The sequence below is a fragment of the Vibrio sp. PID17_43 genome (assembly GCF_002608565.1).
Taxonomy (GTDB): domain Bacteria; phylum Pseudomonadota; class Gammaproteobacteria; order Enterobacterales; family Vibrionaceae; genus Vibrio.
Genome location: NZ_LIXM01000040.1, coordinates 1 through 22,882, shown reverse-complemented (window position 1 = coordinate 22,882; position 22,882 = coordinate 1). Strand labels below are relative to the sequence as shown.

At 46.0% G+C, this 22,882-nt stretch carries 19 protein-coding genes and 2 pseudogenes; 14 read left to right on the top strand and 7 right to left on the bottom strand.

Features of this window, described 5'->3' with window-relative positions; translation table 11 throughout:
* Positions 1-78: 78 nt before the first annotated feature.
* Positions 79-298, top strand: a pseudogene (yfaE, locus tag AK965_RS19680) (class I ribonucleotide reductase maintenance protein YfaE).
* 54 nt (positions 299-352) lie between these two features.
* Here yfaE and pip read toward each other — a convergent pair.
* The 5 genes from pip to AK965_RS19655 are packed head-to-tail and all read right to left on the bottom strand — an operon-like array spanning position 353 to position 5,048.
* A complete protein-coding gene (gene pip, locus AK965_RS19675) occupies positions 353-1,351 on the bottom strand; it encodes a prolyl aminopeptidase (protein ID WP_099081179.1) in 999 nt (332 codons plus the stop codon).
* 1 nt (position 1,352) lies between these two features.
* Positions 1,353-2,144, bottom strand: coding sequence for an ABC transporter permease (locus AK965_RS19670; protein ID WP_099081178.1), 792 nt, complete (start codon positions 2,142-2,144; stop codon positions 1,353-1,355).
* Positions 2,141-2,869: an ABC transporter ATP-binding protein gene (locus AK965_RS19665; protein ID WP_099081177.1), complete on the bottom strand. Its 729-nt coding sequence runs from the start codon at positions 2,867-2,869 to the stop codon at positions 2,141-2,143. Before AK965_RS19665 ends, AK965_RS19670 begins: the two co-directional genes overlap by 4 nt.
* Positions 2,866-3,849 carry a PQQ-dependent catabolism-associated beta-propeller protein gene (locus AK965_RS19660; RefSeq protein ID WP_099081176.1) on the bottom strand — a complete coding sequence of 328 codons (984 nt, stop codon included), beginning with the start codon at positions 3,847-3,849 and terminating at the stop codon, positions 2,866-2,868. The genes AK965_RS19665 and AK965_RS19660 overlap by 4 nt, the downstream gene beginning before the upstream one ends.
* Entirely contained in the window at positions 3,846-5,048 is a 1,203-nt protein-coding gene (locus AK965_RS19655; RefSeq protein ID WP_099081175.1) for an ABC transporter substrate-binding protein, read from the bottom strand. The genes AK965_RS19660 and AK965_RS19655 overlap by 4 nt, the downstream gene beginning before the upstream one ends.
* A gap of 273 nt (positions 5,049-5,321) precedes the next feature.
* Here AK965_RS19655 and pedF point away from each other — a divergent pair, with 273 nt between their 5' ends.
* The 13 genes from pedF (at position 5,322) to AK965_RS19590 (ending at position 21,624) form a co-directional block, all read left to right on the top strand.
* The gene (gene pedF / locus AK965_RS19650) at positions 5,322-5,759 is read left to right on the top strand and encodes a cytochrome c-550 PedF (RefSeq protein ID WP_099081174.1); all 438 of its coding nucleotides are present in this window, start codon (positions 5,322-5,324) and stop codon (positions 5,757-5,759) included.
* Complete coding sequence (locus AK965_RS19645) at positions 5,746-6,615, top strand: ABC transporter substrate-binding protein (protein ID WP_006881011.1); 870 nt, start codon at positions 5,746-5,748, stop codon at positions 6,613-6,615. Before pedF ends, AK965_RS19645 begins: the two co-directional genes overlap by 14 nt.
* A gap of 221 nt (positions 6,616-6,836) precedes the next feature.
* Positions 6,837-8,612 carry a PQQ-dependent methanol/ethanol family dehydrogenase gene (locus AK965_RS19640; protein ID WP_099081180.1) on the top strand — a complete coding sequence of 592 codons (1,776 nt, stop codon included), beginning with the start codon at positions 6,837-6,839 and terminating at the stop codon, positions 8,610-8,612.
* Positions 8,613-8,854: 242 nt separating this feature from the next.
* Positions 8,855-10,375: an aldehyde dehydrogenase family protein gene (locus AK965_RS19635; RefSeq protein ID WP_099081173.1), complete on the top strand. Its 1,521-nt coding sequence runs from the start codon at positions 8,855-8,857 to the stop codon at positions 10,373-10,375.
* Between the two features lie 56 nt (positions 10,376-10,431).
* Positions 10,432-12,579, top strand: a complete 2,148-nt coding sequence (locus tag AK965_RS19630) for a 4Fe-4S binding protein (RefSeq protein WP_099081172.1) — start codon at positions 10,432-10,434, stop codon at positions 12,577-12,579.
* Positions 12,580-12,680: 101 nt separating this feature from the next.
* The gene (gene pqqA / locus AK965_RS19625; RefSeq protein WP_138922177.1) at positions 12,681-12,752 is read left to right on the top strand and encodes a pyrroloquinoline quinone precursor peptide PqqA; all 72 of its coding nucleotides are present in this window, start codon (positions 12,681-12,683) and stop codon (positions 12,750-12,752) included.
* Between the two features lie 83 nt (positions 12,753-12,835).
* Positions 12,836-13,753, top strand: coding sequence for a pyrroloquinoline quinone biosynthesis protein PqqB (pqqB, locus tag AK965_RS19620; RefSeq protein WP_099081170.1), 918 nt, complete (start codon positions 12,836-12,838; stop codon positions 13,751-13,753).
* 9 nt (positions 13,754-13,762) lie between these two features.
* Positions 13,763-14,515, top strand: a complete 753-nt coding sequence (gene pqqC, locus AK965_RS19615; protein ID WP_172438201.1) for a pyrroloquinoline-quinone synthase PqqC — start codon at positions 13,763-13,765, stop codon at positions 14,513-14,515.
* Positions 14,515-14,787, top strand: a complete 273-nt coding sequence (gene pqqD, locus AK965_RS19610; RefSeq protein WP_006881005.1) for a pyrroloquinoline quinone biosynthesis peptide chaperone PqqD — start codon at positions 14,515-14,517, stop codon at positions 14,785-14,787. Before pqqC ends, pqqD begins: the two co-directional genes overlap by 1 nt.
* A complete protein-coding gene (gene pqqE, locus AK965_RS19605) occupies positions 14,780-15,895 on the top strand; it encodes a pyrroloquinoline quinone biosynthesis protein PqqE (protein ID WP_099081168.1) in 1,116 nt (371 codons plus the stop codon). The genes pqqD and pqqE overlap by 8 nt, the downstream gene beginning before the upstream one ends.
* Positions 15,892-17,916: an insulinase family protein gene (locus AK965_RS19600; protein ID WP_099081167.1), complete on the top strand. Its 2,025-nt coding sequence runs from the start codon at positions 15,892-15,894 to the stop codon at positions 17,914-17,916. The genes pqqE and AK965_RS19600 overlap by 4 nt, the downstream gene beginning before the upstream one ends.
* A 2-nt stretch (positions 17,917-17,918) precedes the next feature.
* The gene (gene nosP / locus AK965_RS19595) at positions 17,919-19,061 is read left to right on the top strand and encodes a nitric oxide-sensing protein NosP (protein WP_099081166.1); all 1,143 of its coding nucleotides are present in this window, start codon (positions 17,919-17,921) and stop codon (positions 19,059-19,061) included.
* Positions 19,054-21,624 carry a NahK/ErcS family hybrid sensor histidine kinase/response regulator gene (locus AK965_RS19590; protein WP_099081165.1) on the top strand — a complete coding sequence of 857 codons (2,571 nt, stop codon included), beginning with the start codon at positions 19,054-19,056 and terminating at the stop codon, positions 21,622-21,624. Before nosP ends, AK965_RS19590 begins: the two co-directional genes overlap by 8 nt.
* A gap of 3 nt (positions 21,625-21,627) precedes the next feature.
* Here AK965_RS19590 and AK965_RS19585 read toward each other — a convergent pair whose 3' ends face one another.
* Positions 21,628-22,287: a response regulator transcription factor gene (locus AK965_RS19585; RefSeq protein WP_099081164.1), complete on the bottom strand. Its 660-nt coding sequence runs from the start codon at positions 22,285-22,287 to the stop codon at positions 21,628-21,630.
* 371 nt (positions 22,288-22,658) lie between these two features.
* Positions 22,659-22,862: pseudogene (locus AK965_RS20785) on the bottom strand (hypothetical protein).
* Positions 22,863-22,882 lie beyond the last annotated feature (20 nt).

Genomic DNA, 22,882 nt, shown 5'->3' with positions numbered 1-22,882 from the left:
ATTAAATGGAGATGGTGTAGATTCTAACCTCAGAGGCCAAAACTTGCGACAGAACCCTAATGACTACCATCGAATACTATTTTGGAAACGATGGAGAGTGCCGGATTAGAGCCCGAATACAACTGTCGCGACGGTCACTGTGGTGCTTGTCGCTGTAAGTTAGTTTCCGGTGAAGTTGAGTACGTTGGTTTTGCGATAGCTTACACTCAAGAGCGAGATTCTGCCGTGTATCTGTAAGGCGAAGTCGGACATCGAAATTGAAGGTGTTAACTACGTCCTGAAAGAGAAACGCGCTTAACTGCTTGCTCAGAGCGAATCAATAACGGTCGATATCGTCATGATATCGGCCGTTTTATTGTATCCTTTCTCCCCTGCTCCACTGGTAGGTCAACTGATCCATTAGCGTAATCAACGCATCTTGCATTAGCGGTTCACTGGCAACATGTCCCGATAAAGGAATAATATCCAACTCAAATGTTCGATTGTGCTCATATAACGTCCATCCCTGTTCTATAGGACAAACCATATCGTAACGACCATGTAAGATATGGCACGGTACATCGGTCAATGGTAACGGTTGAGAAAGAATAGGTTGTTCAATAAAGCATTGGTGGACACAGTAATGCAGTTGGATCAGCTTTGAGTCATCCGCTACTAGCAGTTCAGGGTCGAAAGTGGCTTTGCTTGAAGATGGAGATAAGGTCACCAGTTGACGCTCCCAGCTCTCAAGGGCTATCTTTAATTTGAGCTTTAGTATCGGGTCCTGACCATTGAGATGACGATAGATACTTTCTAACGGCGCGGCCTGCTCTTCCTTACTCAGTAACCGCATCAACTGACTCCACTGTAAGGGAAAAAACCTTGCCGCTCCGGAATGATCATAAAACCAATCAATATCCTGCTTACGCCCGAGGAAAACACCTCGCAACACTAAGCCGGCAATTCGACTGGCATACTGTCGAGCGTAGAGAAGAGCCAACGTTGCTCCCCATGATCCACCAAACAGAATCCATTTATTAATCTTGAGTTGCTGCCTGATCTGTTCCATATCAGCGACCAAATGGGCGCTAGTGTTGTCTTTAATACAACCGTAAGGTGTTGAGCGTCCACAGCCTCGTTGGTCAAACAAAATGATGCGGTATATACGTGGATCAAACAACCGTCGATGGGATGGCCGGCAACCTGACCCCGGACCACCATGAAGAAATACCACAGGAATCCCATTGGGGTTGCCACACTGTTCAATATAGAGTTTATGACGTTGTTCACCAGCAGCGGCATCCATCTCCAACAACTGACTATGATAAGGTTCAATTGGCGGGTATAACGCCCTTTTTCCTTCTACAAGCATACTAACCCCGACGACTGACCTGTTTTGGCTCAAAACTATAAATTGCTACACCAGAGACCACTAAAGTCGCGACAAAAACAACACTGAATGCTTCTATATTCAATTGCTGATAGAAGGCGAAGCGTAACAGTTCGACACAGTAGCTAAATGGATTGAAGTTACAGATCCAGAATAGCCACAGGCTCGCCTCTTTCATTTTCCACAGCGGATAAAGCGCACTGGAGAGAAAGAACATTGGAAAAATGACAAAGTTCATCACTCCGGCAAAATTCTCCAGCTGTTTAATCATGTTGGATAGCAGTAATCCTAGTGAGCCGAGGAAAAATGAAATCAGAAAAATTGCCGGGATTGCCGTCAGATAACCAAGTATAGGGGTATCAACGCCGACTATCTGCACAATCACCAGAAAGATACACACCTGAACAAGAGACAGCACTGCGATGGAAACCAATTTGGACAACAGCAGTAATGGTCTCGGCAAAGAACTCATCAACAACAGCTTCATACTGCCCATCTCACGATCGTAGACCATTGAAAGTGAGCTTTGCATGCCATTGAATAATACAATCATGCAGCATAGACCGGGAGTGATGTATTGCTGGTAGGTAATGTAAGTGCCATAAGGTTCCATAATTGAAACCCCAAGCGCGGCACGAAAACCAGCAGCAAAGACCACCAGCCATAGCAACGGGCGAATCAACGCACTCAGTAAACGGCTTCTCTGTTGTAAGAAACGCAAAAATTCACGTTTAATAACGCCGGTAAAACAGTAACGATATTGATGAAAACTCACAGGATCTCCGAGCTATCGGTAAGCATATGATAAAGCTGATAAACCTGATCAGCCTTATGTGTACGACACAGTTCTGAACAATTACCCTGGGCTTTAACTTCACCCCGGTTAAGCACAATCAGATTATCCTCATCACTGACTTCATCCATTAGATGTGTCGTCCAGACAACGCAAATTCCTCTGGCTTGAGCCAGTTTTCTGATATGGCTGATGATTAACTGACGACTTTCGTTATCCAAACCGACCGTTGGCTCATCAAGCAACAGATATTTGGGTTGATGCATCAAAGCTCTGGCGATTTCTAGCCTTCTTCTGTGTCCGCCATTCAAAGTTCGAACACGGTCGTGTAACCTCTGTGCAAGCTTTAGATCACTCAGGATATCTTCGATATTGGCAAGCGCCTGACTGGCAGACAAACCATGCAGACAGGCGTGATAAAGCAGATTTTGCTTAACGGTGAGATCTAAATCTAAGGTGCTTTGCTGGAATACCACACCAAGCAAAGCGCGAACGGCACGTGGATGCTCACTTAAGTCGAGATCGCCATACGCGATCTCTCCCTGTTTACTGACATACAGCCCGGTAAGCAATGAAAACAGAGTGCTTTTGCCCGCTCCATTAGGGCCTAGCAGTACGCTAAAGCCCGCACTGAGCTTTAACGTCACCTGTTTCAGAACTGGCTGACGACCATAGTCATAGCTGAGATCCGTTACCGCTAAGGTCATAGTACGTCCTTGATAGCTACGCCCCATGGGTAGCGACCAACTTTAACCGACTTAACAACTTTGTGCTTATTGGTATCGATAACCGAGACATCACCACTCACGCCATTTGTCGTCAGCAATAGGCTCTGATCTTTGTTGAATCCAAGTTGCCATACTCGACGACCCACCAACAAGTACTCATCAATGGTTAAATCATCGCGTTTGATTACCGCAACGTGGTTTGCCGGGCCCAAAGCAACGTAGGCATATTTACCATCGTCACTGAGTTCAACACCAACAGGTTGAACGCGGTCTTTGTGGATTCCATCGATTTCAAAGGTAAATGTCTTGATGATTTCGCGCGTAGCAACGTCAATCACTACCAGCTCGCCACCAATTTCCGAACTCACCCACAGACGTTTACTGTCTTTAGAGAACATCGCCGATCTTGGGCGCTCAGCCACTAAAGTGTTATCAAAGTTCTCGTTGGTTTCCGCGTTAATCCAGTGAACCATATTGGTCGTTTCTGAAGTTACGATGACGATTTTTCCGTCCGGGCTCACTGCTAACCCTTCCGGTTCGACACCAACATCGATTTGAGTTTTAACGATGCGGCTTTCAATATCAATAACCGTCAACAGAGCATCGTCCTCATTCGCGGTATAAATCGTTTTGCCATCTGGATGAAGGGCAATAGTTTCCGGGTCTTCGCCTGAAGGCAGTTCGCCAATAATCTGCTCAGTTTTCAGATCGAGGATCTGGATAGTATCCGAATCACTGGCACAGATATAAGCCAGAGTTTGATCGTGATTGAAGATAATTCCACGTGGTCGTTGCCCGACAGGAATCTGCTTGATGACTTCAAAGGAACTCATATCAATAACGGAGATATCATCATCTTTTTCGTTCGTCACGTAAGCTTGCTCATTAGCAACAGACAATGCTGGCGTTATCCCAACTAGCGCGCTGAATAGACAAGTAACAAGGAATGCGGGTTTCATAAAATCTCCTTTTTCGAAACACAGTTTGTTTCCTCGACATCAAAACCTAAGGTGTCGAGATCAGTTCTTGGGTGTAGTACCCCAGCTTGTGGAGAAAGTGAAACCAATCCATGTGGCTGAACCAGTGCCATTGGCATTCTTAACTGGCCATTCCATGGACGATAACTTAACTTTCTCCCTTTATATGCCGCCAGTTCAAATTGGTCTGATTTAATAAAACTGGCGAGCTGTTGTGAGTCAGCACTTTTCTGCTTATGCACTGCCTGACCAATAGTGCGAACTGCAACGTAAGCGCTAAAGTCCAGTTCATTCATTCTGCGATTAGCTTGCTGATGGAAGCGTTTCTGCAACTGAGCCGCGCCCCATTGCTCGATCACCGAATGCCATGACAAAGCCTCAAGGCCCGCCGAACCAACAACAGGTCGCGGGATGTAAGTATTGAAAGGTAGGTATTCAGCAAAGTCTTTCGATTTATCAGCCACATAAACAACGTCATACTCTTTTAACGTCTGGGTAAACAGTGGCACTTCCTGCTGAGCACTACGGCGAAGATCTGAATTGAACGTCCACTGTTTTTCTTCTATTAACGTGAGGCCAAAACGTTTTGCTGAACGCTTAAACGACTGGCTTAACTCAGCATCTTCATCTCGCTCACCACTGACAACCAGCACTTGAGTCAGACGCTTGTTCAGCAGCCACTGAGCAAGCGCGTCCGAACGCATTGCATTACTAGGAGCAGTATGAAGTACTGACGATAAACACTGTTTACTGCGCAATAGATCCGATGACTCGTTAACGTTGAACATCAGTACGGGTTTGTTTTGCGCCCACTGATTAGCCTTAAGCAGAGTGTCGTTCGGCAGATCAAGCACGAACAGACTCTTTCCCTGCTGATAGGCATCTTGCAACTTAGTTAATACCTCATCCTGTTGGTCAGATTCCATCAACTGCAACTCGAATTTTTGCTTAAGGAATTTTCCGGTACTGTTTGAATCAGCCAGACCTGCTAACGCCCCTTGAAAACCGCTGTCTTGTGCTTGTTCAATCACGTTAGAAAGCGCAGGTGGACGCTTAATATTTTGTTTGATGTAGATAATGCTAATTTCTAGCGGAGCAAGATTTTTAGCGGATGAAATATTGGAAACAAAAAACAATAACAGCGCACACACAATCAAAGATATTTTATTTATATTTCCCATCCGAATTTCCTTACATTTTTCTTTATCTTTCTTGATAATCCTCACTTAGCTTATATCAAACTTATTGAGGTTTAAAATCATACAAACGCAACAGAACCAACGAACTTAAACCAATAAAAACAATGATATATAAATTAATTCTCAAAGTTTTACTACCGGACTACCTACTAAAGGATGAGAAAGAACAGCTCCAAAGTGTAATTAGAATCGATCTTGTTGCTCACTAATATTGAAAACAGAACATTAAATATAAATTAGTGGAAGGAGAACCCAGTGAAACTATTGAAACCAGGATTACTAATAGCACCAATATTATTGGCAACATCTTTTAATATATATGCCCACGGAGCCGTAACTCCACAATCAATTGACACCTCAGAGTTACCACCGTTGGGAGAAGAGTGGATTGATGAAAACCCGTACCGAAATGAAACCGGTGAAACTCTGAAAAGCATCATCGAAACAGGTGCATCTGCCTATAACCAAAACTGTGCAAGATGTCATGGTCTTGAAGGTATCTCTGGTGGTATAGCACCTGACCTGAGGTTCCTTACACCAGATTTTGATGGCGATGAGTGGTATAGCTATCGCGTACAGAACGGAGCGGTTCGAAATGGAGCGGTTTATATGCCAAAAATGACAGAACACCTATCTCAAGAAGCTCTTTGGTCTATCAAAACTTGGTTAGAGTCTATCAGTGAAGATATTTAAACTAATCTGCTTGGCGGCATGTGTTGCGATAAACACTGCCGCTTGCTATGCGCGCTCATACGACGACATTATCGACAGCCAATACATATCGATCGCCATTTACCGCGACTACCCTCCTTTCTCCTACCTTGTTGATGATGTAGCCAAAGGTATTGATGTGGAAATCGCTCGGCAAATAGCAAAAGAGATGGGCGTTGAACTGAAACTGAAATGGATGACAGCCGACGAAAACGTTGAAGATGACCTGAGAAATAACCTTTGGAAAGGTCATTATCTCGAACGTACTGTGGCAGACGTGATGTTGCGAGTCCCTTATGACAAAGAGTATTCGCTTAGCCGAGATGATATTGGTGAGCTGGTGCATGAACAGGTACATATGTTCGCTCCGTACCATACAGAGTCCTGGCAAATCGTCTATGACAGTAAAAAAATCGACTCGGTTTCGACCATGGCGGTGTTTCAGTATCACACTGTCGGAGTAGAAGTAGATTCGATCCCGCAATTCTACCTATCTTCTGCTTTAGGCGGCCGGATGCGTGACAGTGCCCAGCACTACCCTTCAACCATAGATGCGGTAGGTGCAATGCAATCAGGTCAGGTCGATGCCGCGATGGGGCTACGCAGTCAGATTTCCTATTTACAGGGCCAACTGGACAATCCGCAATACCAGCTTGCAACCAACGCATTCCCGATGCTGGGTCAGCAGCAATGGGAAATTGGCATGGCGGTAAAAAGTAACTATCGCCAGCTGGGTTACGCGGTTGGTGACATTGTTCACTCAATGATTGAGAAGGGCCAGATGGAATCAATATTTGGTAAATACAATGCAATCTACCAGGCCCCTACTTCCTACTAATCCACCTATGTGCCTACGACTAAGTGATGATGTTGAACCCTACCGCAGGCCAATAGGCATAGCCTTACTGAAAAAATACTCTGGAACTACTGAGTGTCACAAGCGGAGAAACCAAGCGAACTGACCCGATTTTAAGCCACAACAACCAAACGAAATCAAACTAGGCGAACCCCTACGTAGCACTTTCGCCTAATTATCTAACAATCCATCGAGGGACAATGATGAATAACGCGAATAAGAGCATGAAGCTATCTTTATCTCTTAGCATTAGCTGCCTGACGCTGGCACTGAGTAGTGCCGCAAATGCTAATGTTACCGACAAAGATATTACCAATGATCAAATAACGACCAAGGATGTCGTTTCATACGGCCTTGGACTGAAAGGCCAACGATACAGCCCACTAAAAACCATCAATACCGACACTGTTGACGAAATGCGTCCAGCATGGGCTTTCTCTCTGGGTGGTGAGAAACAGCGCGGCCAAGAGTCTCAGCCACTGATTAAAGATGGCGTTATGTATATCACTGGCTCCTACTCACGTATGTACGCGATCGATGCGCGCACCGGTGAAGAGCTCTGGCAGTATGACGCGCGTCTTCCAGATGGCATCATGCCATGTTGTGACGTCATCAACCGTGGCGCAGCCCTATATGGTGACCTGGTTATCTTTGGTACGCTCGACGCTAAACTGGTCGCTCTAAACAAAGATACCGGTAAAACCGTTTGGAAAAAGAAAGTCGCTGATTACAAAGAAGGCTACTCGATCACCGCAGCCCCTATCGTCGTCAAAGGGAAAGTTATCACCGGTATTTCTGGTGGCGAATTTGGCGTAGTTGGCCGAGTAACGGCATTTGATGCCAAAAATGGCCAGCTTGTCTGGGAACGTCCAACAGTTGAAGGACACATGGGTTACATCTGGAAAGATGGTAAGAAAACCGAGAATGGCATCTCTGGTGGCAAACCGGGTCAGACATGGCCGGGAGATCTGTGGAAATCTGGTGGCGCAGCGCCTTGGTTAGGTGGTACCTATGATCCTGAAGTAGATTTACTCTTCTTTGGTACGGGTAACCCAGCGCCATGGAACTCACACTTGAGACCTGGTGACAACTACTTCTCCTCTTCTCGTCTGGCGATCGACCCAGACACAGGCAAAATTGTCTGGCACTTCCAAACCACGCCAAACGATGGTTGGGATTACGATGGTGTAAACGAGCTTATCTCGTTTAACTATCAAGAGAATGGCAAAACGGTTAAAGCCGCTGCGACCGCTGACCGAAATGGTTTCTTCTATGTTCTTAACCGCGAGAATGGCGATTTTATTCGTGGATTCCCATTTGCAGACAAGATCACCTGGGCTTCTGGTCTGGATAAAAATGGTCGACCTATCTTTGTTAAAGACAACCGTCCTGGCAACCCTATCGATTCGAAAGATGGCAAGAAAGGTAAAACCGTTGTCGCTGCACCCTCTTTCCTCGGTGGTAAGAACTGGATGCCAATGGCATACAGCAAAGATACTGAGCTCTTCTACGTCCCTTCTAATGAGTGGGAAATGGATGTATGGAACGAGCCAGTAACCTACAAGAAAGGCGCAGCATACATTGGTGCAGGTTTCACCATTAAAGCGATCAATGATGACTTTATTGGCGTTCTGCGTGCAATCGACCCTAAAACAGGTAAAGAAGTTTGGCGTCATAAAAACTACGCGCCTTTATGGGGTGGTGTGTTAACCACAGCAGGTAACCTTGTCTTCATGGGCAACCCTGAAGGTTACTTAATGGCACTGGACGCGAAAACTGGCGAAGTGAAATATAAGTTCAACACTGGCTCAGGCATTGTAGGCTCACCTGTTACATGGGAAATGGATGGTGAACAATACGTTTCTGTACTTTCTGGTTGGGGCGGCGCAGTTCCACTCTGGGGTGGTGAAGTGGCTAAACGCGTCAAGCACTTCAACCAAGGTGGTATGGTTTGGACATTTAAACTGCCAAAGAGCTAACACTAAGCTACATCAATACAGGGCTGCATTCGCAGCCCTTTTTTATTGGCTTTTTTTTCAACGATTACGAATCATAAGACACAAACACCCTCCTAAAGTATGAGTTTTTTTGGTGCCAAGGGAGCATGTTACGTATCTGATTGCACGACTAATATGAATTCATCACGGTGCTTTAACACAAAGCAAAATTAAACGGGCCAAGGAAAGTATTTCACTCTGCAGGCCAAACATCGAGGTGACATATGATCTACGCATATCCAGGGACTGAAAACTCTGTTGTTTCTTTCAAAGCTCAATACGAGAACTTCATTGGCGGTAAATGGGTACCACCAGTAAACGGTAACTACTTCAGCAATACTTCTCCGGTAAATGGCGAAGAGTTTTGTAAGATCCCACGTTCATGTGCTCAAGATATTGAGCTGGCACTGGATGCAGCACACGCAGCAAAAGATGCTTGGGGTAAAACTTCAGTTCAGGAGCGTTCAAACCTACTGTTAAAGATTGCTGACCGTATCGATCAGAATCTCGAAGCACTTGCGGTTGCTGAGACGTGGGAAAATGGTAAAGCAGTACGCGAAACACTGGCGGCTGATATTCCGCTAAGTTCAGATCACTTCCGTTACTTCGCAGGTTGTCTGCGTTCTCAGGAAGGTAGCCTTTCAGAAATCGATAATGGTACGGTTGCTTACCATTTCCATGAGCCTCTGGGTGTTGTTGGTCAAATCATTCCTTGGAACTTCCCACTGCTAATGGCGGCATGGAAGATCGCACCTGCGCTTGCTGCGGGTAACTGTATTGTGCTTAAGCCAGCTGAGCAAACACCAGCAAGTATTCTGGTACTGGTAGAACTGATTGAAGATCTGCTTCCAGCAGGTGTACTAAACATCGTAAACGGTTACGGTAAAGAAGCTGGTGAAGCACTGGCAACCAGCACTCGTATTGCTAAACTGGCCTTCACCGGTTCAACAGCGGTAGGTCATCACATTCTGAAATGTGCCGCTGAAAACCTGATTCCATCGACTGTAGAGCTAGGCGGTAAGTCGCCAAACATTTACTTCAGTGACGTTACTCAACATGAAGATGATTATCTGGAGAAATGTGCAGAAGGTTTTGTACTTGGTTTCTTCAACCAGGGTGAAGTATGTACCTGTCCTTCTCGCGCACTTATCCAGGAAGACATCTTTGACCAGTTCATGGAGAAAGTTCTCGAGAAAACGAAGAAGATTGTTCGTGGCAACCCATTAGATACGGAGACAATGGTTGGCGCACAGGCTTCTCAAGAGCAGTTCGATAAGATCATGGGCTACCTGAACATCGGTAAACAAGAGGGTGCTAAGGTACTAAGCGGCGGCGACCAAGAGTCACTGGGTGATGCGTTGAACAACGGTTACTACATCCAGCCAACTATCCTTCAGGGTGATAACTCAATGCGTATCTTCCAGGAAGAGATCTTCGGACCAGTTATCGCAGTGACGACCTTTAAAGATGAAGCTGAAGCATTAGAAATCGCCAACGATACAGCCTACGGTCTGGGTGCGGGCGTATGGACACGCGATAGTAATCTGGCTTACCGCATGGGACGTGGCATTCAGGCTGGTCGTGTATGGACTAACTGTTACCACCTATACCCTGCTCACGCAGCATTCGGTGGCTACAAGAAGTCAGGTATCGGTCGTGAAACACATAAGATGATGCTGGATCACTACCAACAAACTAAGAACCTACTGGTGAGCTACAGCACCTCTCCACTCGGTTTCTTCTAAAAGTCTCACTCTTAGCCCCTAGCTATCACCTCCCTAGGTTAGGGGCTTTTTTCATCATGAACGTAACGACACTCTCTCCCGCACAGATTAAACTCCCGCGCTATTGCACATCGATAGTCATTAAAACCATCCTACTCACTCTATTGTTATGCGCACCGACTAGCCAGATAGCCGCGCAGGTGAGCGATATTCCACCAGACATTGCCGATCTGTTTCCTAGCGCTACACGTATCGGCCCTAAGCAAGACTCCCCTGCTGTGATAGCGGTTTATCAGCTTGATCGACTGCTTGGCTATACGTTTCAAACCGACGACATCACTAGCTTTCCCGGATTTTCCGGAGATTCTATCAACTTGCTGATCGGCCTTAGCACGCAAGGGGAGCTAGAGGGCATCAAGGTACTTAATCACCATGAACCAATCTTTCTCCACGGTATGGGCGAACAGCCGATGCTGGATTTTATCGACCAGTACATAGGTCACTCTATTAAAGAACGCTTCCTTATTGGCGATAAAAAAACATCGTCATCATCTGAGATTACCCAGTTCGACGGTATAACCAGAGCGACAGTTTCGGTACTGGTTATTCATGACACCATTATCGCTTCTGCCCTCAAGGTTGCTCGTAACAAATTAGAAGGTTTTACTCCAACCACTCCTTTTGTCATTAAACAAGATTACTTCTCTGAGTTAACGTTTGAACAGTTGGTTAAACAAGGTTTTATCTCTCGCTGGACAATAACGGCTCAGCAGCTTAGCCAACTGCCTGATGAAGCACTTTTCGCAGCAGAGCAATATATCCAAGAGAACAATAGCTTCGTTGATTTCTACATAGTTCCATTAAGCATACCGATAGTGGGTATCAATCTGCTCGGGGAAAAGGAGTTTTCGCGCCTCAACGAAAACCTAAAGTCAGGCGAGCATGCGATTATGATGTTAAATCGGGGTAGCTACTCCTTTATTGGCGAGGATTTTGTCCCGCAAACCGTGCCAAGTCGCATCAAGGTTGAACAGGACCAACTGCCAATCGAGTTAAAAGATATTGATTTCTATAGCTTTTATGCGCCCTACTTTGCCCAGTCAACAGCGAGCTACGATGACATTCAGGTGTTCTCGATCAAATCGCAGTCTGGCTTCGATCTCCACAGACCATTTAACTTCCAGCTCGAGTTGCCTTATGCGGTCAATCATCTAAGCAGAAAAAGCGTCACCTTTGAGCAGGCGTTCTCTTTACCAGCTCAAATATTTGAAAAAGTAGCGATTAACGACAGCGATACCCAGCAGCCACTGTGGATGAAAATATGGAGTGACAAACTGTTAGATATTTCATTACTATCGATCTATCTATGCTTAATAATAACTATTTTCATTAAACAGAAAACGCTGACTGCCAACAGCAAAAATTTCCATTATATTCGCTTTTCTTGTTTGCTTATCACGCTGCTTTTTATTGGCTTTTATCTGCAAGGTCAATTATCCGTTACCAATATCTACACTCTACTTCTGTCACTGGTTAACGGATTTAAAATAGAGTTTTTCTTACTCGACCCGGTTATTTTCATTCTTTGGTCATTAGTATTTGTCACTCTTTTCCTATGGGGCAGAGGAATATTTTGTGGTTGGCTCTGTCCGTTCGGTGCAATGCAAGAGTTGATGGGATTATTAGCACAAAAACTCAGGATCAGACAGGTTCGTACTCTCGCCCCCTACCACCCTTACCTGACAAAACTAAAGTACCTGGTTTTGATGTTACTCATTTCAGTCGCTTTCTACTCTTTAGAATTGGCCGAATCACTTGCAGAAGTCGAACCGTTCAAGACCAGCATCACGCTCTACTTTGTCCGCGAAATCCCCTTTACCATCTATGCTGTAGTACTACTGCTTGTCAGTTTGAAAATACACAAGGTCTATTGTCGCTACCTGTGCCCTCTAGGCGCTGGTCTTGCAATACTGGGCAGGTTGCCACTATTCAAACTAATAGAACGAAAACAGCAGTGTGGTAACCCATGTCAGTTATGTCGAAGTAAAAAGTGCCATATCGACGCAATAAATATCGACGGCAGCATCAATTATCAAGAATGTATTCAATGTCTTGAATGTGTTGTAACAATACAAAACCCCGATATTTGCGTGATTAGTAAATATCAGAAAAATCGACGTAAAAAAGCGCAGGTTAACGCTATTTCCATACAAGGTTGTAGGTAAAGAATCATCCTTTTCTCCACCCAAAGTATAATATTTACCCGGATTAACAGGGGGTATATTGAATACGGTAATACACGCAAATAACAATGGAGGTATTCGATATGTGGACTAAACCTGATTTTCAAGATATGCGTTTAGGGTTTGAAGTTACTTTATATATTAGTAACCGATAACCGTTAATTACCCCCTATCCGGATGATTGGGGGTAATTAATGCAATCACTCTACTTCACCATTCAAAGAACGGATTCGCGCGAATGAAAATTCTTATACTAGGCTCAGCGGCGGGTGGTGGTTTTCCGCAATGGAACTGTCACTGTGAAAACTGCGCCGGAGTTCGCAATGGTACTATCAAAGCACAACAAAGAACTCAATCCTCAATCGCTGTAAGTGCCGATGGCAACAACTGGGTACTCATCAACGCCTCGCCGGATATTCGTCAACAGATAAACCAATCCCCACAACTTTGGCCGCAAGACCAGGCTCGTGGTACCAATATCCGCGCAGCGATTCTTAGTGACAGTCAAATTGACCACGTAACCGGACTACTTACCCTACGAGAAGGACTACCGCTTCCTGTCTATTGTACGGACGTGGTTCACGAAGACCTGACCACTGCTCTGCCACTTTTCAATGTACTACGTCACTGGCACGGTGGATTAGAGTTTCACGCTATCGGTACAGACCACCAGCAAGGGTTTACCATCGTCGGTATCTCGGGGCTGGAGTTTTTCCCAGTCCATTTAGAGTCTAACGCTCCACCATACTCTCCTTATCGCGACGATGTGGTACCGGGTAATAACATCGGTCTCAAGATAGTCGACACCACTAGCGGAAACTATCTTTTCTACGCGCCTGGCATTGTCGAATCTACGCCGCTGGTTGAATCAATGCTCGCTTTCGCTGATTGCGCATTAGTCGATGGAACGCTATGGCTTGACGATGAAATGATCGCCAAAGGCTTTAGCAAGAAACTCGGCTCAGAGATGGGTCATATGCCGGTCAATGGCGAAAATGGCAGCGTGGCTCTGCTGAGTAAGTTCGATATTAAACGTAAGGTGCTTATTCACATCAACAACACCAACCCTATCCTCAATGAGGAGTCTGACGCTCACCACTATGTGATCAGTAATGGCGTCGAAATCGCCACTGACGGCATGGAAATAACAATATAAGAGGCTGTGATGAAACAACCATGGACCAAGCAAGAATTTGAACAGAAGCTTAGAGAAAAAAGCGAGCTTTACCATATTCACCATCCTTTTCAAGTCATGATGCACAAAGGTGAATGTAGCGTTGAACAAATCCGCGGCTGGGTGGCAAACCGCTTCTACTATCAGATCAATATCCCGGTTAAAGATGCAGCGATCTTAGCCAACTGTCGTGACATTAAAACCCGTCGTAGCTGGATTCAGCGTATTCTCGATCACGATGGCTCGATGAACGATGACACATTAGGCGGTATTGAAGCCTGGTTAAATCTTGGTGAAGCCGTTGGACTTACTCGCGAGGATTTACTGGAAGAGAAATACATCCTACCCGGAGTTCGCTTTGCGGTTGACGCCTATGTCAATTTCGCCCGTCGCGCTTCTTGGCAGGAAGCCGCTTGTTCATCATTAACCGAAATGTTCGCCCCTGAAATCCATCAAAGCCGACTCGACACCTGGCCAAGTAATTACCCTTGGATTGAACAACAAGGCCTTAAATACTTCCAGATGCGTTTATCTCAGGCTCGCCGTGATGTAACCCACGGACTGGCAATCACTCTTGATCATTTCCAGACTCGTGAACAACAGGAGCACGCCTTGAATATTCTCCAGTTTAAACTCGATATTCTGTGGTCAATGCTTGACGCTATGTCGATGGCCTACCACTACGAGCAGCCACCTTATGCGCACCTCGAGAACCGTCCAAGCTGTCATAAAGGGATTTTTTAATGGTATCGACCGATTCAACTCCAGAGTTAAACCCTCTGTTCCGATTACAGTACGAGCAAGCTCAGAGCTGCTACGTGCTGCTCTATCCTGAGGGCATGGTTAAATTAAATCAGAGCGCTGCGGAAATATTAAAACAGGTTAACGGCGTTGACTCTGTTAGCCTTATCCACCAAAAACTTACTGCGCAGTTCCCTGAAGCGGGCGATATTCTCAGTGATATCAAAGAGTTTCTAGCAATCGCGTACGACAAAAAGTGGATTCGCTATGTCTGATTCAAGCAACCCTGGACCGCCGTTGTGGTTACTGGCAGAGCTCACCTACCAATGCCCGCTTCACTGTGCTTACTGCTCCAACCCGACTGACCTGGGTGATAAAGCCAACGAGCTTAATACACAACAGTGGTTCTCCGTTTTAGAACAAGCGCGCAAGCTGGGCTCAGTGCAGCTCGGCTTTTCTGGTGGTGAACCTCTGTTACGAAAAGATCTAGAGCAGCTGGTCGAGCGAGGTCGATCGCTTGGCTTTTATACCAATTTGATCACGTCAGGTATCGGCTTGACTGACAAACGAATCAAACGTCTTAAAGAGGCGGGTTTAGACCATATTCAGATCAGTTTTCAGGCAGCAGACCCTGAACTTAACGATGCCATAGCAGGTCGCGGTAATGCGTTTGAGCAGAAGAAAAAAATGGCGGAGCTTGTCAAAGCGCAAGGCTACCCAATGGTACTCAACTTCGTCATTTCGAAGCAAAACATCCAACAAATCCCAGAGATTTTGCGTCTGAGCTGCGAACTGAAAGCGGACTATGTTGAATTGGCGACCGCCCAATATTACGGCTGGGCTTTTGACAATCGCGACCACCTATTGCCTAGCCAAAAACAACTCGAGCTGGCAGAAAGTCTGGTTAACCAATTCCGTCAACAATCAAGTAAAGATGACCCACACTTTATCTTTGTCACCCCGGATTATTATGAGCAGCGACCAAAGGCGTGCATGAATGGCTGGGGAAGTACATTTTTGACTGTCACACCTGACGGTAGCGCTCTGCCATGCCACAGCGCTAAAATCCTGCCGCTAACCTTTCCGAACGTTAAGCACAAAACGTTGCAGCAAATCTGGTTTGAAGATTTCTCTTTCAATCATTTCCGCGGTGACGACTGGATGCCACAACCATGCAAAGGCTGCGAGGAGAAACACGACGACCACGGGGGTTGCCGTTGTCAGGCCTATATGATGACTGGCGATATGTATCGTACCGACCCGGTGTGCAGTGAGTCTGAAGATCATCACCTGATTGCCAAGGCGATCGCTCAGGCCAGAACACCTAGCAAACCTATTCAGCATCGTCGACGCAAAGCGGACATTGCTCTGCAGAAGTTATGAGCCACGCCTTTACCTTCAATGGACCACACACTAACCCAGATTATGAGGCGTATCAGTATACGCACCAGTCAGGGTTGACTCATTTCAACGTCCGAGATCAAAGAGACTCCGGACGTTACAGCGGTGCTCTGTTTGTAACAACGCCCAGCAAGGACGATTCTGGTATTTCCCACGCCTTAGAACATTTGGTCTTCAGACAAAGTCAGGCGTTCCCCGACTCAACCACGCTTTTCCAGCTACTCGCTCTGACAGATATCCAGATAAATGCCTCGACCCTCAATGGAGTGACCTGCTTTCATTTCTCGTCGTCATGCCGGGATTACTTTTACTTAGCCGCGCGCTATCTGCTATCCGGAATGCTCAATCCCGTTATACAAAGTAAGCACTGCCTTGAGGAAATATTCGATGGTGGAAGCCTTGGGGTGATTTATCGCGAGTTACTCGGCTACCAGAACAACCCCAATTATCTACATCAGCTTCAGGTCCTGAGAGGCGATCAGTCTCCACAGCGCATCGCCTGTTATGGTGGCACTACAGATACATTGGCTCAGATTACTCTGGATAAACTCAAGCAGTATCATCAAGGCTATTATCACTGTAATAACATTGAGCTGATCACCAGTTATGATCAGGTGGAAAGTCTTCACAACGAGCTTGAGCCCCTCTTGGCGAAATATGGTGCCAGGTCATCTCAGTTCAAACCAACGAAAGCGATTCAGCTTTGTTCTAACTCAGAAGAGGGCATAGCCGAGATAATAGCGGGTTCTGATAAGGTGTTTAGCTGGTGGATAAACATAGAGTTTTTCCACTATATAAAGCGACAATTGCCTAAGTTGAGAAAAATGGCGACTAAACATGGCGTTCAACTCCTGCCATTAAGCAACGAGAGCAATTCAGAAGATAAGTTTGGGTTAAGAATCCTTGCCAGAGATGACCAAATCGACACCTTTCATGCTCAGTTGATTCGCACACTCGACACTGGCAACGCTTATGCACAAGGCTATTGCGTCGAGTCTGGTAAACATCCCGGTTCCATTGGGCACCTAATGAACTTCTACTACAGCAAGCTGCATAGTAGTAACAGCGTTGATCCACAGACATTCTCTCGCCAGATAACACAACCGCCTCACGTAAGTCAGTTGGCTCACATCGCACCTACCTTGCACAACGCTGGTAGCAAGCTTGATGGCCGAAAACGTAATACTGATGAGCAGATATTGAGTCGTGTTATTCCACAACTGAGAGAGGTACCGACTTGGCATAGCAAGGTACACTGCTGGCAAAATCTGGTCACGGTGAACTTATCGAAAGATATCAATGCTCGGGTGGTGGCAAAAATGATCGAGAAAACGTCTTCGATGCGAACTTTGGCCTATGGTTCGAAACTGTTAATAGAGACCAACAGTACCCATCATTCTCTAGAGGCTGATATTGATCACTTGATTACCCAGCACCCCAGCTGCAGGTTACCTGAGCTTCCGCAGTTGTTGCTCCCATTGATTGAGCAACTCGAGCAAGGTGGTCATCAGGCAGTCGACCACCATTGTTGGCTCTATCGAATCGCGGTGCCAGTAGAATATAGGCTCATTGCCCAGTTATCGCAGTACTTGATTCAGTCGTCGGCTCAATTCCTGCGTCCACGTATTCAGGGCGAGTGTTATGTCATCTCAAGCCTCTACTGTGAACATTCAAAGCAGCTCTATTTCTATAGTGTATTTGATTGCCAGCCTAATCAGCGCCAGCAACACATCACTCAAGCCTTACAAAGGATTGCTGGCGATAGTGTTTTTATCAAACAAACCTTACCACTAATAAAAAACAAGCTAATCCATCAACATCCTATTCGATTCGGGGCTTTGACCCCGACACTGCTTGCTCAAGTTGAGCAAGATTCAAATCAGCCGTTAGATTCTGTTCACCTGGAGAAATTACTTAAGCAAGTTTCTGAAACGTGCATCAGGCACTTTCTTTTCCGCTTAACTAACGAGATCATCAACAGAACAAGTCACATACAGGGATAAGTATGACTAATATAATAACCAAACATGCTGTCAGTAAGTCACTGGAACCGAAACAAGCCAGTGAGGAGATATTTCAGCAGCTCGGTAAGCCACGCAATGGATTTGTGTTGTTCTACTGTTCTGCCTCATACCCTCTCAACGAGTTAGCTGCATCGCTTAACCAGCAGTTCAGCGATGTAGAGCTCGCTGGCTGTACAACCGCAGGAGAAGTCACCAGCGACGGTTATCATCAGCACTCGATTATTGCGATCTGGTTTTCGCCACAGTTGTTTTCTATCAGCTCAGCCGTAATCGACCAATTCGATTCATTTGATCTGATTAGCGCGCAGAGCAAAATCAACCAACTGACAGAAATGTGTCACTTTGACGAAGAACAAACCCATCGCTCCTTTCTGCTAACCCTGATTGATGGTTTGTCGGCCAAAGAGGAACAACTGCTTAGTGTGCTCAATATGGCGGCCAGCGGCCTGCCTCACTTTGGCGGTTCAGCCGGTGACGATATTAATCTCGCTAATACTCATGTGTATCACCAGGGAGCCTTCATCCAACATGCGGCCGTAGTGATTATGGTTCACTCGCGCTGTCGCTTTGAAGTGTTCAACTCTAATCACATCGAATCATCTAAAGAGAAACTCGTGGTCACCTCAGCAGACTCACTCTCCAGAACCGTGCTAGAGCTCAATTCGGAGCCAGCAGCACAAGAGTACGCACGAATTCTCGGCTTAGAAGTTTCTCAGCTGAATCCGGAAGTTTTCTCTTTGTACCCTCTCGCCGTTAAGGTTGGAGGTCAGTACTACGCCCGTTCAATTCAAAAAGTGAATCATGATGATCTAAGCCTGACTTTCTATTGCGCCGTCGACACCGGCATCGTCCTTAGCGCTGTCGAAATGGGCAGCATTACTGACACCTTGGCCGAAAAGTTATCAACGCTTGAGCAGCGCCTCGTCAAAGCTGAGTGCGTTCTTGCCTGTGACTGCTTTCTCAGACGTCTGGAGATAGAACAACGTCAACAATTGGAACCAATGGGTCAATTACAACGCCAGTACAACATCTTTGGCTTCAACACCTATGGTGAACACATCAATGGCACGCACCTCAACCAGACCTTCACTGGTGTCTACTTGTCTGGAGAAGTCTATGAGTGATCAACAACTGGCCGAAGAGAACAAACAGCTGTTAGAAGAGAACCGTAAGCTTAAGAAAATCAATCAGGTGTTGATTGAGCGTATCGAAAATGGCGGTAGTGCCAGTAATCAGCCCTATGCCACCTTTGAGCACTCAGTCCAGTTAGCGAAACAAGTCAAAGAGACCACTCAGACGCTCAACGAAACTTTAGCTGAGCTAGAGCGCAGTAAGCGCGCTCTGAAAGCCGAAAACGAACAAGCCAACCTATTTAAACAGCGCTTTATCGATGCCATCGAAAGCATCTCAGATGCGTTTGTTCTGCTCGATAGTGACGGTCGGATCATTCTGCAAAACAGCCACTTTTCCCGCTACTGGGAACAGGTCGGCTTACGCAGTGAAGAAGGGACTAACCTCAATGACTTTAAGGTATTAGCCAAAACCCGCGGCATCATTTCTCAGGCTTATCCAGGAGACGGCGACAGCAGCCCGGTTTACCGTCTGGCTGATAATCGCTGGTTCCAGCTCAATGAACATCGCACTCAGGAAGGTGGCTGGGTAATTTTGTACAAAGACATTACTGCCCTTAAACACGCCGAGAGTGAGCGCTATGAACACGCTATGGCGCAAAAGTCTAAGCAGCTACAAAATCTGGTCGATAACCTCTCTCAGGGAGTGATGTTAATCAGCCAGCATGGTCGTGTAGAAGTCTGGAACCAGCGCTTTCTTGAAATCAGCCAGCTCTCTCCACAGAGCCTGCGTAGAAAGCCATTCATCTCGACACTGAGCAATGCCACTGACCTCAATCTTAAGCCGTTAGTTCTCTATAGCGGAAACAGCGATAGCCATGTTCAGACGTTACCGAATGGTGATGTCATAGAGATAAAAGATCACCGACTCAGTAACGGTAAATTGATTAAGACTTTCACCGATATCACCAGTTCGTACCGCTATGCTGAGTCGCTTAAGCAAAGTGAAAGTCGCTTGCGTCTCATTACCGATAACGTCCCGGCGATGATTGCTTACGTTGGTGCGGATCTTAAGTTCCAGTTTACCAATAAGGTTTACGTCGACTGGTATGGACGTGAACAAGGCGAACTCTATGGTATCGACTTAGAAGCCAGCCGCATCAACGCTGACTTTAGTCTGCTGCAACCCCATGTTTCACGAGCATTGCAGGGAGAAAGTGTTAACTTTGAGGTTGAAGAGATAAACCATTTAGGCGCCACTGCTTACCTACACAAGTCCTACGTACCAAACAAGGATGACAGCGGCAATGTACTCGGCTTTTTCGTTCTGGTACGTGATGTAACTACCCGTCGCAAAAACGCTCTGGCGCTGCAAAAAGCGCACGACCAACTCGAGTTACGTGTCGAAGAACGCACCTCTCAGTTGCAACGACTCAACGATATCCTCCATGGTGAAGTGGAAGAGCGTCGTCGGGCTCAGTTGGATCTTACCGCGGCTAAGAGTGAAGCTGAGCAAGCAAATGTATCGAAAACCAAGTTCCTGGCAGCGGTCAGCCATGACCTTCTTCAGCCACTCAATGCAGCGCAACTGTTCACCAGTTCACTCGCTGAGCAGTTAAAGCAGGATAAAGACCAGTCTCTGCTCAATTCGATTTCTAACTCTCTCGACGACTTAGAGAACTTGATCAGTACCCTGGTGGATATATCCAAACTCGATGCGGGGGTTGTCAAAGCAGATAAGAGTGCCTTTAACCTCGGGGAGCTATTGACTAACCTGGTCAACGAATATCGGTACAGTGCCAGCCAGTACAATGTTGAGCTCAGATATGTGCCATTTGAAGGGGTTGTCTACTCGGACAGCGTACTCTTGGCGCGTATTCTGCGTAACTTCATTTCCAACGCTTTCAGGTACACAGACAATGGCAAAGTCCTAATTGGCTGTCGAAAACAAGGCGATCATGTCTCAATTCAGGTGTGGGATAACGGCGCAGGTATCGCTGAAAATCAACTGTCGGTGGTATTTGAAGAGTTCAAGAGGCTCAAATCTTCCTCTAAGGCTTATGGCAACGGGCTGGGCTTAGGGCTGTCGATCGTCGATAAGCTATCCAAGGTATTGGAGCATCCTATTCACGTCCGCTCGACAAAAGATAAAGGCTCAGTATTCTCGGTAGATGTCCCACTTGGCCACATGTGCAGTGTGCCTGCGCAGACAGACCACCTCGAACGTGTGCTTGCCAACACCAATCTCGTTGGTCGTGATGTCTGGCTGATTGATAATGACGTAAGCATCTGTGACGCCATGGATCAGCTGTTAACCAATTGGGGCTATAACCTCACCACCGCCACCACCATTGAACAGCTACGTTCAAAGGTTGACACTGCGACGGATAAGGTTGATCTGCTGATTGTGGATTACCACTTGGATGATGGTGTAAACGGGCTGGATGTAGCAAAAACGATTAGCGTAGGCAGAGCTAACCCACTGCCTACCCTGATGATTACCGCTAACTATAGTGATGAGCTAAAGAATCAGGTCAAAAACGACGGCATCCTATTACTTCATAAACCCGTCAAACCAATGAAGCTGAAAACGTCGATACACTACTTACTCAAGTAGTGTTTATCGCTTGAGGTATTGATTAAAGTCGATATCACTACAACCAAGAACGGCCTGAACACGGTTAGTGACACCAAGCTTCTTGAGAATAGAAGATACGTGAGATTTAACCGTAGTCTCAGAAACATTGAGGTTATAGGCAATCTGCTTGTTGGCCTCACCTTTGGTCATACATTTCAGGACCATTAACTGTCGGCGTGTTAGCGATGAAAGCATCTCGGCCGTCAACGGCGATTCTTGTTTGACAGAGGCAGTCTTCGCTTGAGTACGAATAATGTCAGCTGGCAAGTAGATGTTACCTTCGAGCACATTTTCTATTGCTTCAGCGATGGCTTCTTTTGAAGAGGACTTGGCAATAAAGCCTACAGCACCATAGGCGATAGTCTGAAGAATGACTTGCTTCTTATTCTCTGCGGATACAACCACTACGGGTATTGTCGGGCATTCATTAATAAGATCGAGTAGCCCATTCAAGCCTGTCATCCCCGGCATATTGAGATCGAGCATAATCAGGTCGATGTCATCGTTATCCTTGGCAAACTCTATCGTAGAGGCGATATCTTCCATTTCATAAGTCGTACTATTGGGGAACTGACTAGCTAAAATATGAACGATCGCATCTCTGAAAAGCGGATGGTCGTCGGCAATCAAGACTTTGTACATAACCAAGTCTCTCCTGTTAATTGACTTAATCTCCAGCTTAACGGAATAACCTTTTGTTACAAGGCGACTCTTCTCATCCATTAGTAGTAAGAAAGGTGGATTTAGTTGTAGGAACTAGCTCTGATCACACTGTTTTAGGAAAAGTAATCCATTACATCACAAACTCGCGCTATCAGTCACAAAATCAAGTTATTTGATGAAAAGAGTCGAATTCAACAATCTAGAACCTAAGGTTTACTTTGCATACTAAAGAATAAATATTCACCACAACCATAGTATGAGCACCAAAGTTAACCAAGTAACTAGTTAAAGTTCTAAGCCCGTGATAAGAACTCATCCGCTGTCAGCATTGATACTGACTTATCCGCAATCTACCTGCCGTCGTCATCAAACAGCGATAGATGGTAACCGAGACAGTTTTCGCCACGCTTCTCTTTAGGAGCTTGCAGCCAAAATGAGATCATATCTTGGTGGTCACCACTAACCGCCTAACCCAAAAGGACTTTTTTGCTTGCAACCTGATTCCATACAATGATTTTGGTTCTGTCACAAGTTTTGGCCTCTGAGGTTAGAATCTACACCATCTCCATTTAAC

Coding starts and splice junctions, on each gene's coding strand:
- pip (WP_099081179.1), bottom strand. CDS start 1,351: ATGCTTGTAGAAGGAAAAAGGGCGTTATACCCGCCAATTGAACCTTAT.
- AK965_RS19665 (WP_099081177.1), bottom strand. CDS start 2,869: ATGACCTTAGCGGTAACGGATCTCAGCTATGACTATGGTCGTCAGCCA.
- AK965_RS19660 (WP_099081176.1), bottom strand. CDS start 3,849: ATGAAACCCGCATTCCTTGTTACTTGTCTATTCAGCGCGCTAGTTGGG.
- AK965_RS19655 (WP_099081175.1), bottom strand. CDS start 5,048: ATGGGAAATATAAATAAAATATCTTTGATTGTGTGTGCGCTGTTATTG.
- AK965_RS19640 (WP_099081180.1), top strand. CDS start 6,837: ATGAATAACGCGAATAAGAGCATGAAGCTATCTTTATCTCTTAGCATT.
- AK965_RS19635 (WP_099081173.1), top strand. CDS start 8,855: ATGATCTACGCATATCCAGGGACTGAAAACTCTGTTGTTTCTTTCAAA.
- AK965_RS19630 (WP_099081172.1), top strand. CDS start 10,432: ATGAACGTAACGACACTCTCTCCCGCACAGATTAAACTCCCGCGCTAT.
- pqqB (WP_099081170.1), top strand. CDS start 12,836: ATGAAAATTCTTATACTAGGCTCAGCGGCGGGTGGTGGTTTTCCGCAA.
- pqqC (WP_172438201.1), top strand. CDS start 13,763: ATGAAACAACCATGGACCAAGCAAGAATTTGAACAGAAGCTTAGAGAA.
- pqqD (WP_006881005.1), top strand. CDS start 14,515: ATGGTATCGACCGATTCAACTCCAGAGTTAAACCCTCTGTTCCGATTA.
- pqqE (WP_099081168.1), top strand. CDS start 14,780: ATGTCTGATTCAAGCAACCCTGGACCGCCGTTGTGGTTACTGGCAGAG.
- AK965_RS19600 (WP_099081167.1), top strand. CDS start 15,892: ATGAGCCACGCCTTTACCTTCAATGGACCACACACTAACCCAGATTAT.
- nosP (WP_099081166.1), top strand. CDS start 17,919: ATGACTAATATAATAACCAAACATGCTGTCAGTAAGTCACTGGAACCG.
- AK965_RS19590 (WP_099081165.1), top strand. CDS start 19,054: ATGAGTGATCAACAACTGGCCGAAGAGAACAAACAGCTGTTAGAAGAG.
- AK965_RS19585 (WP_099081164.1), bottom strand. CDS start 22,287: ATGTACAAAGTCTTGATTGCCGACGACCATCCGCTTTTCAGAGATGCG.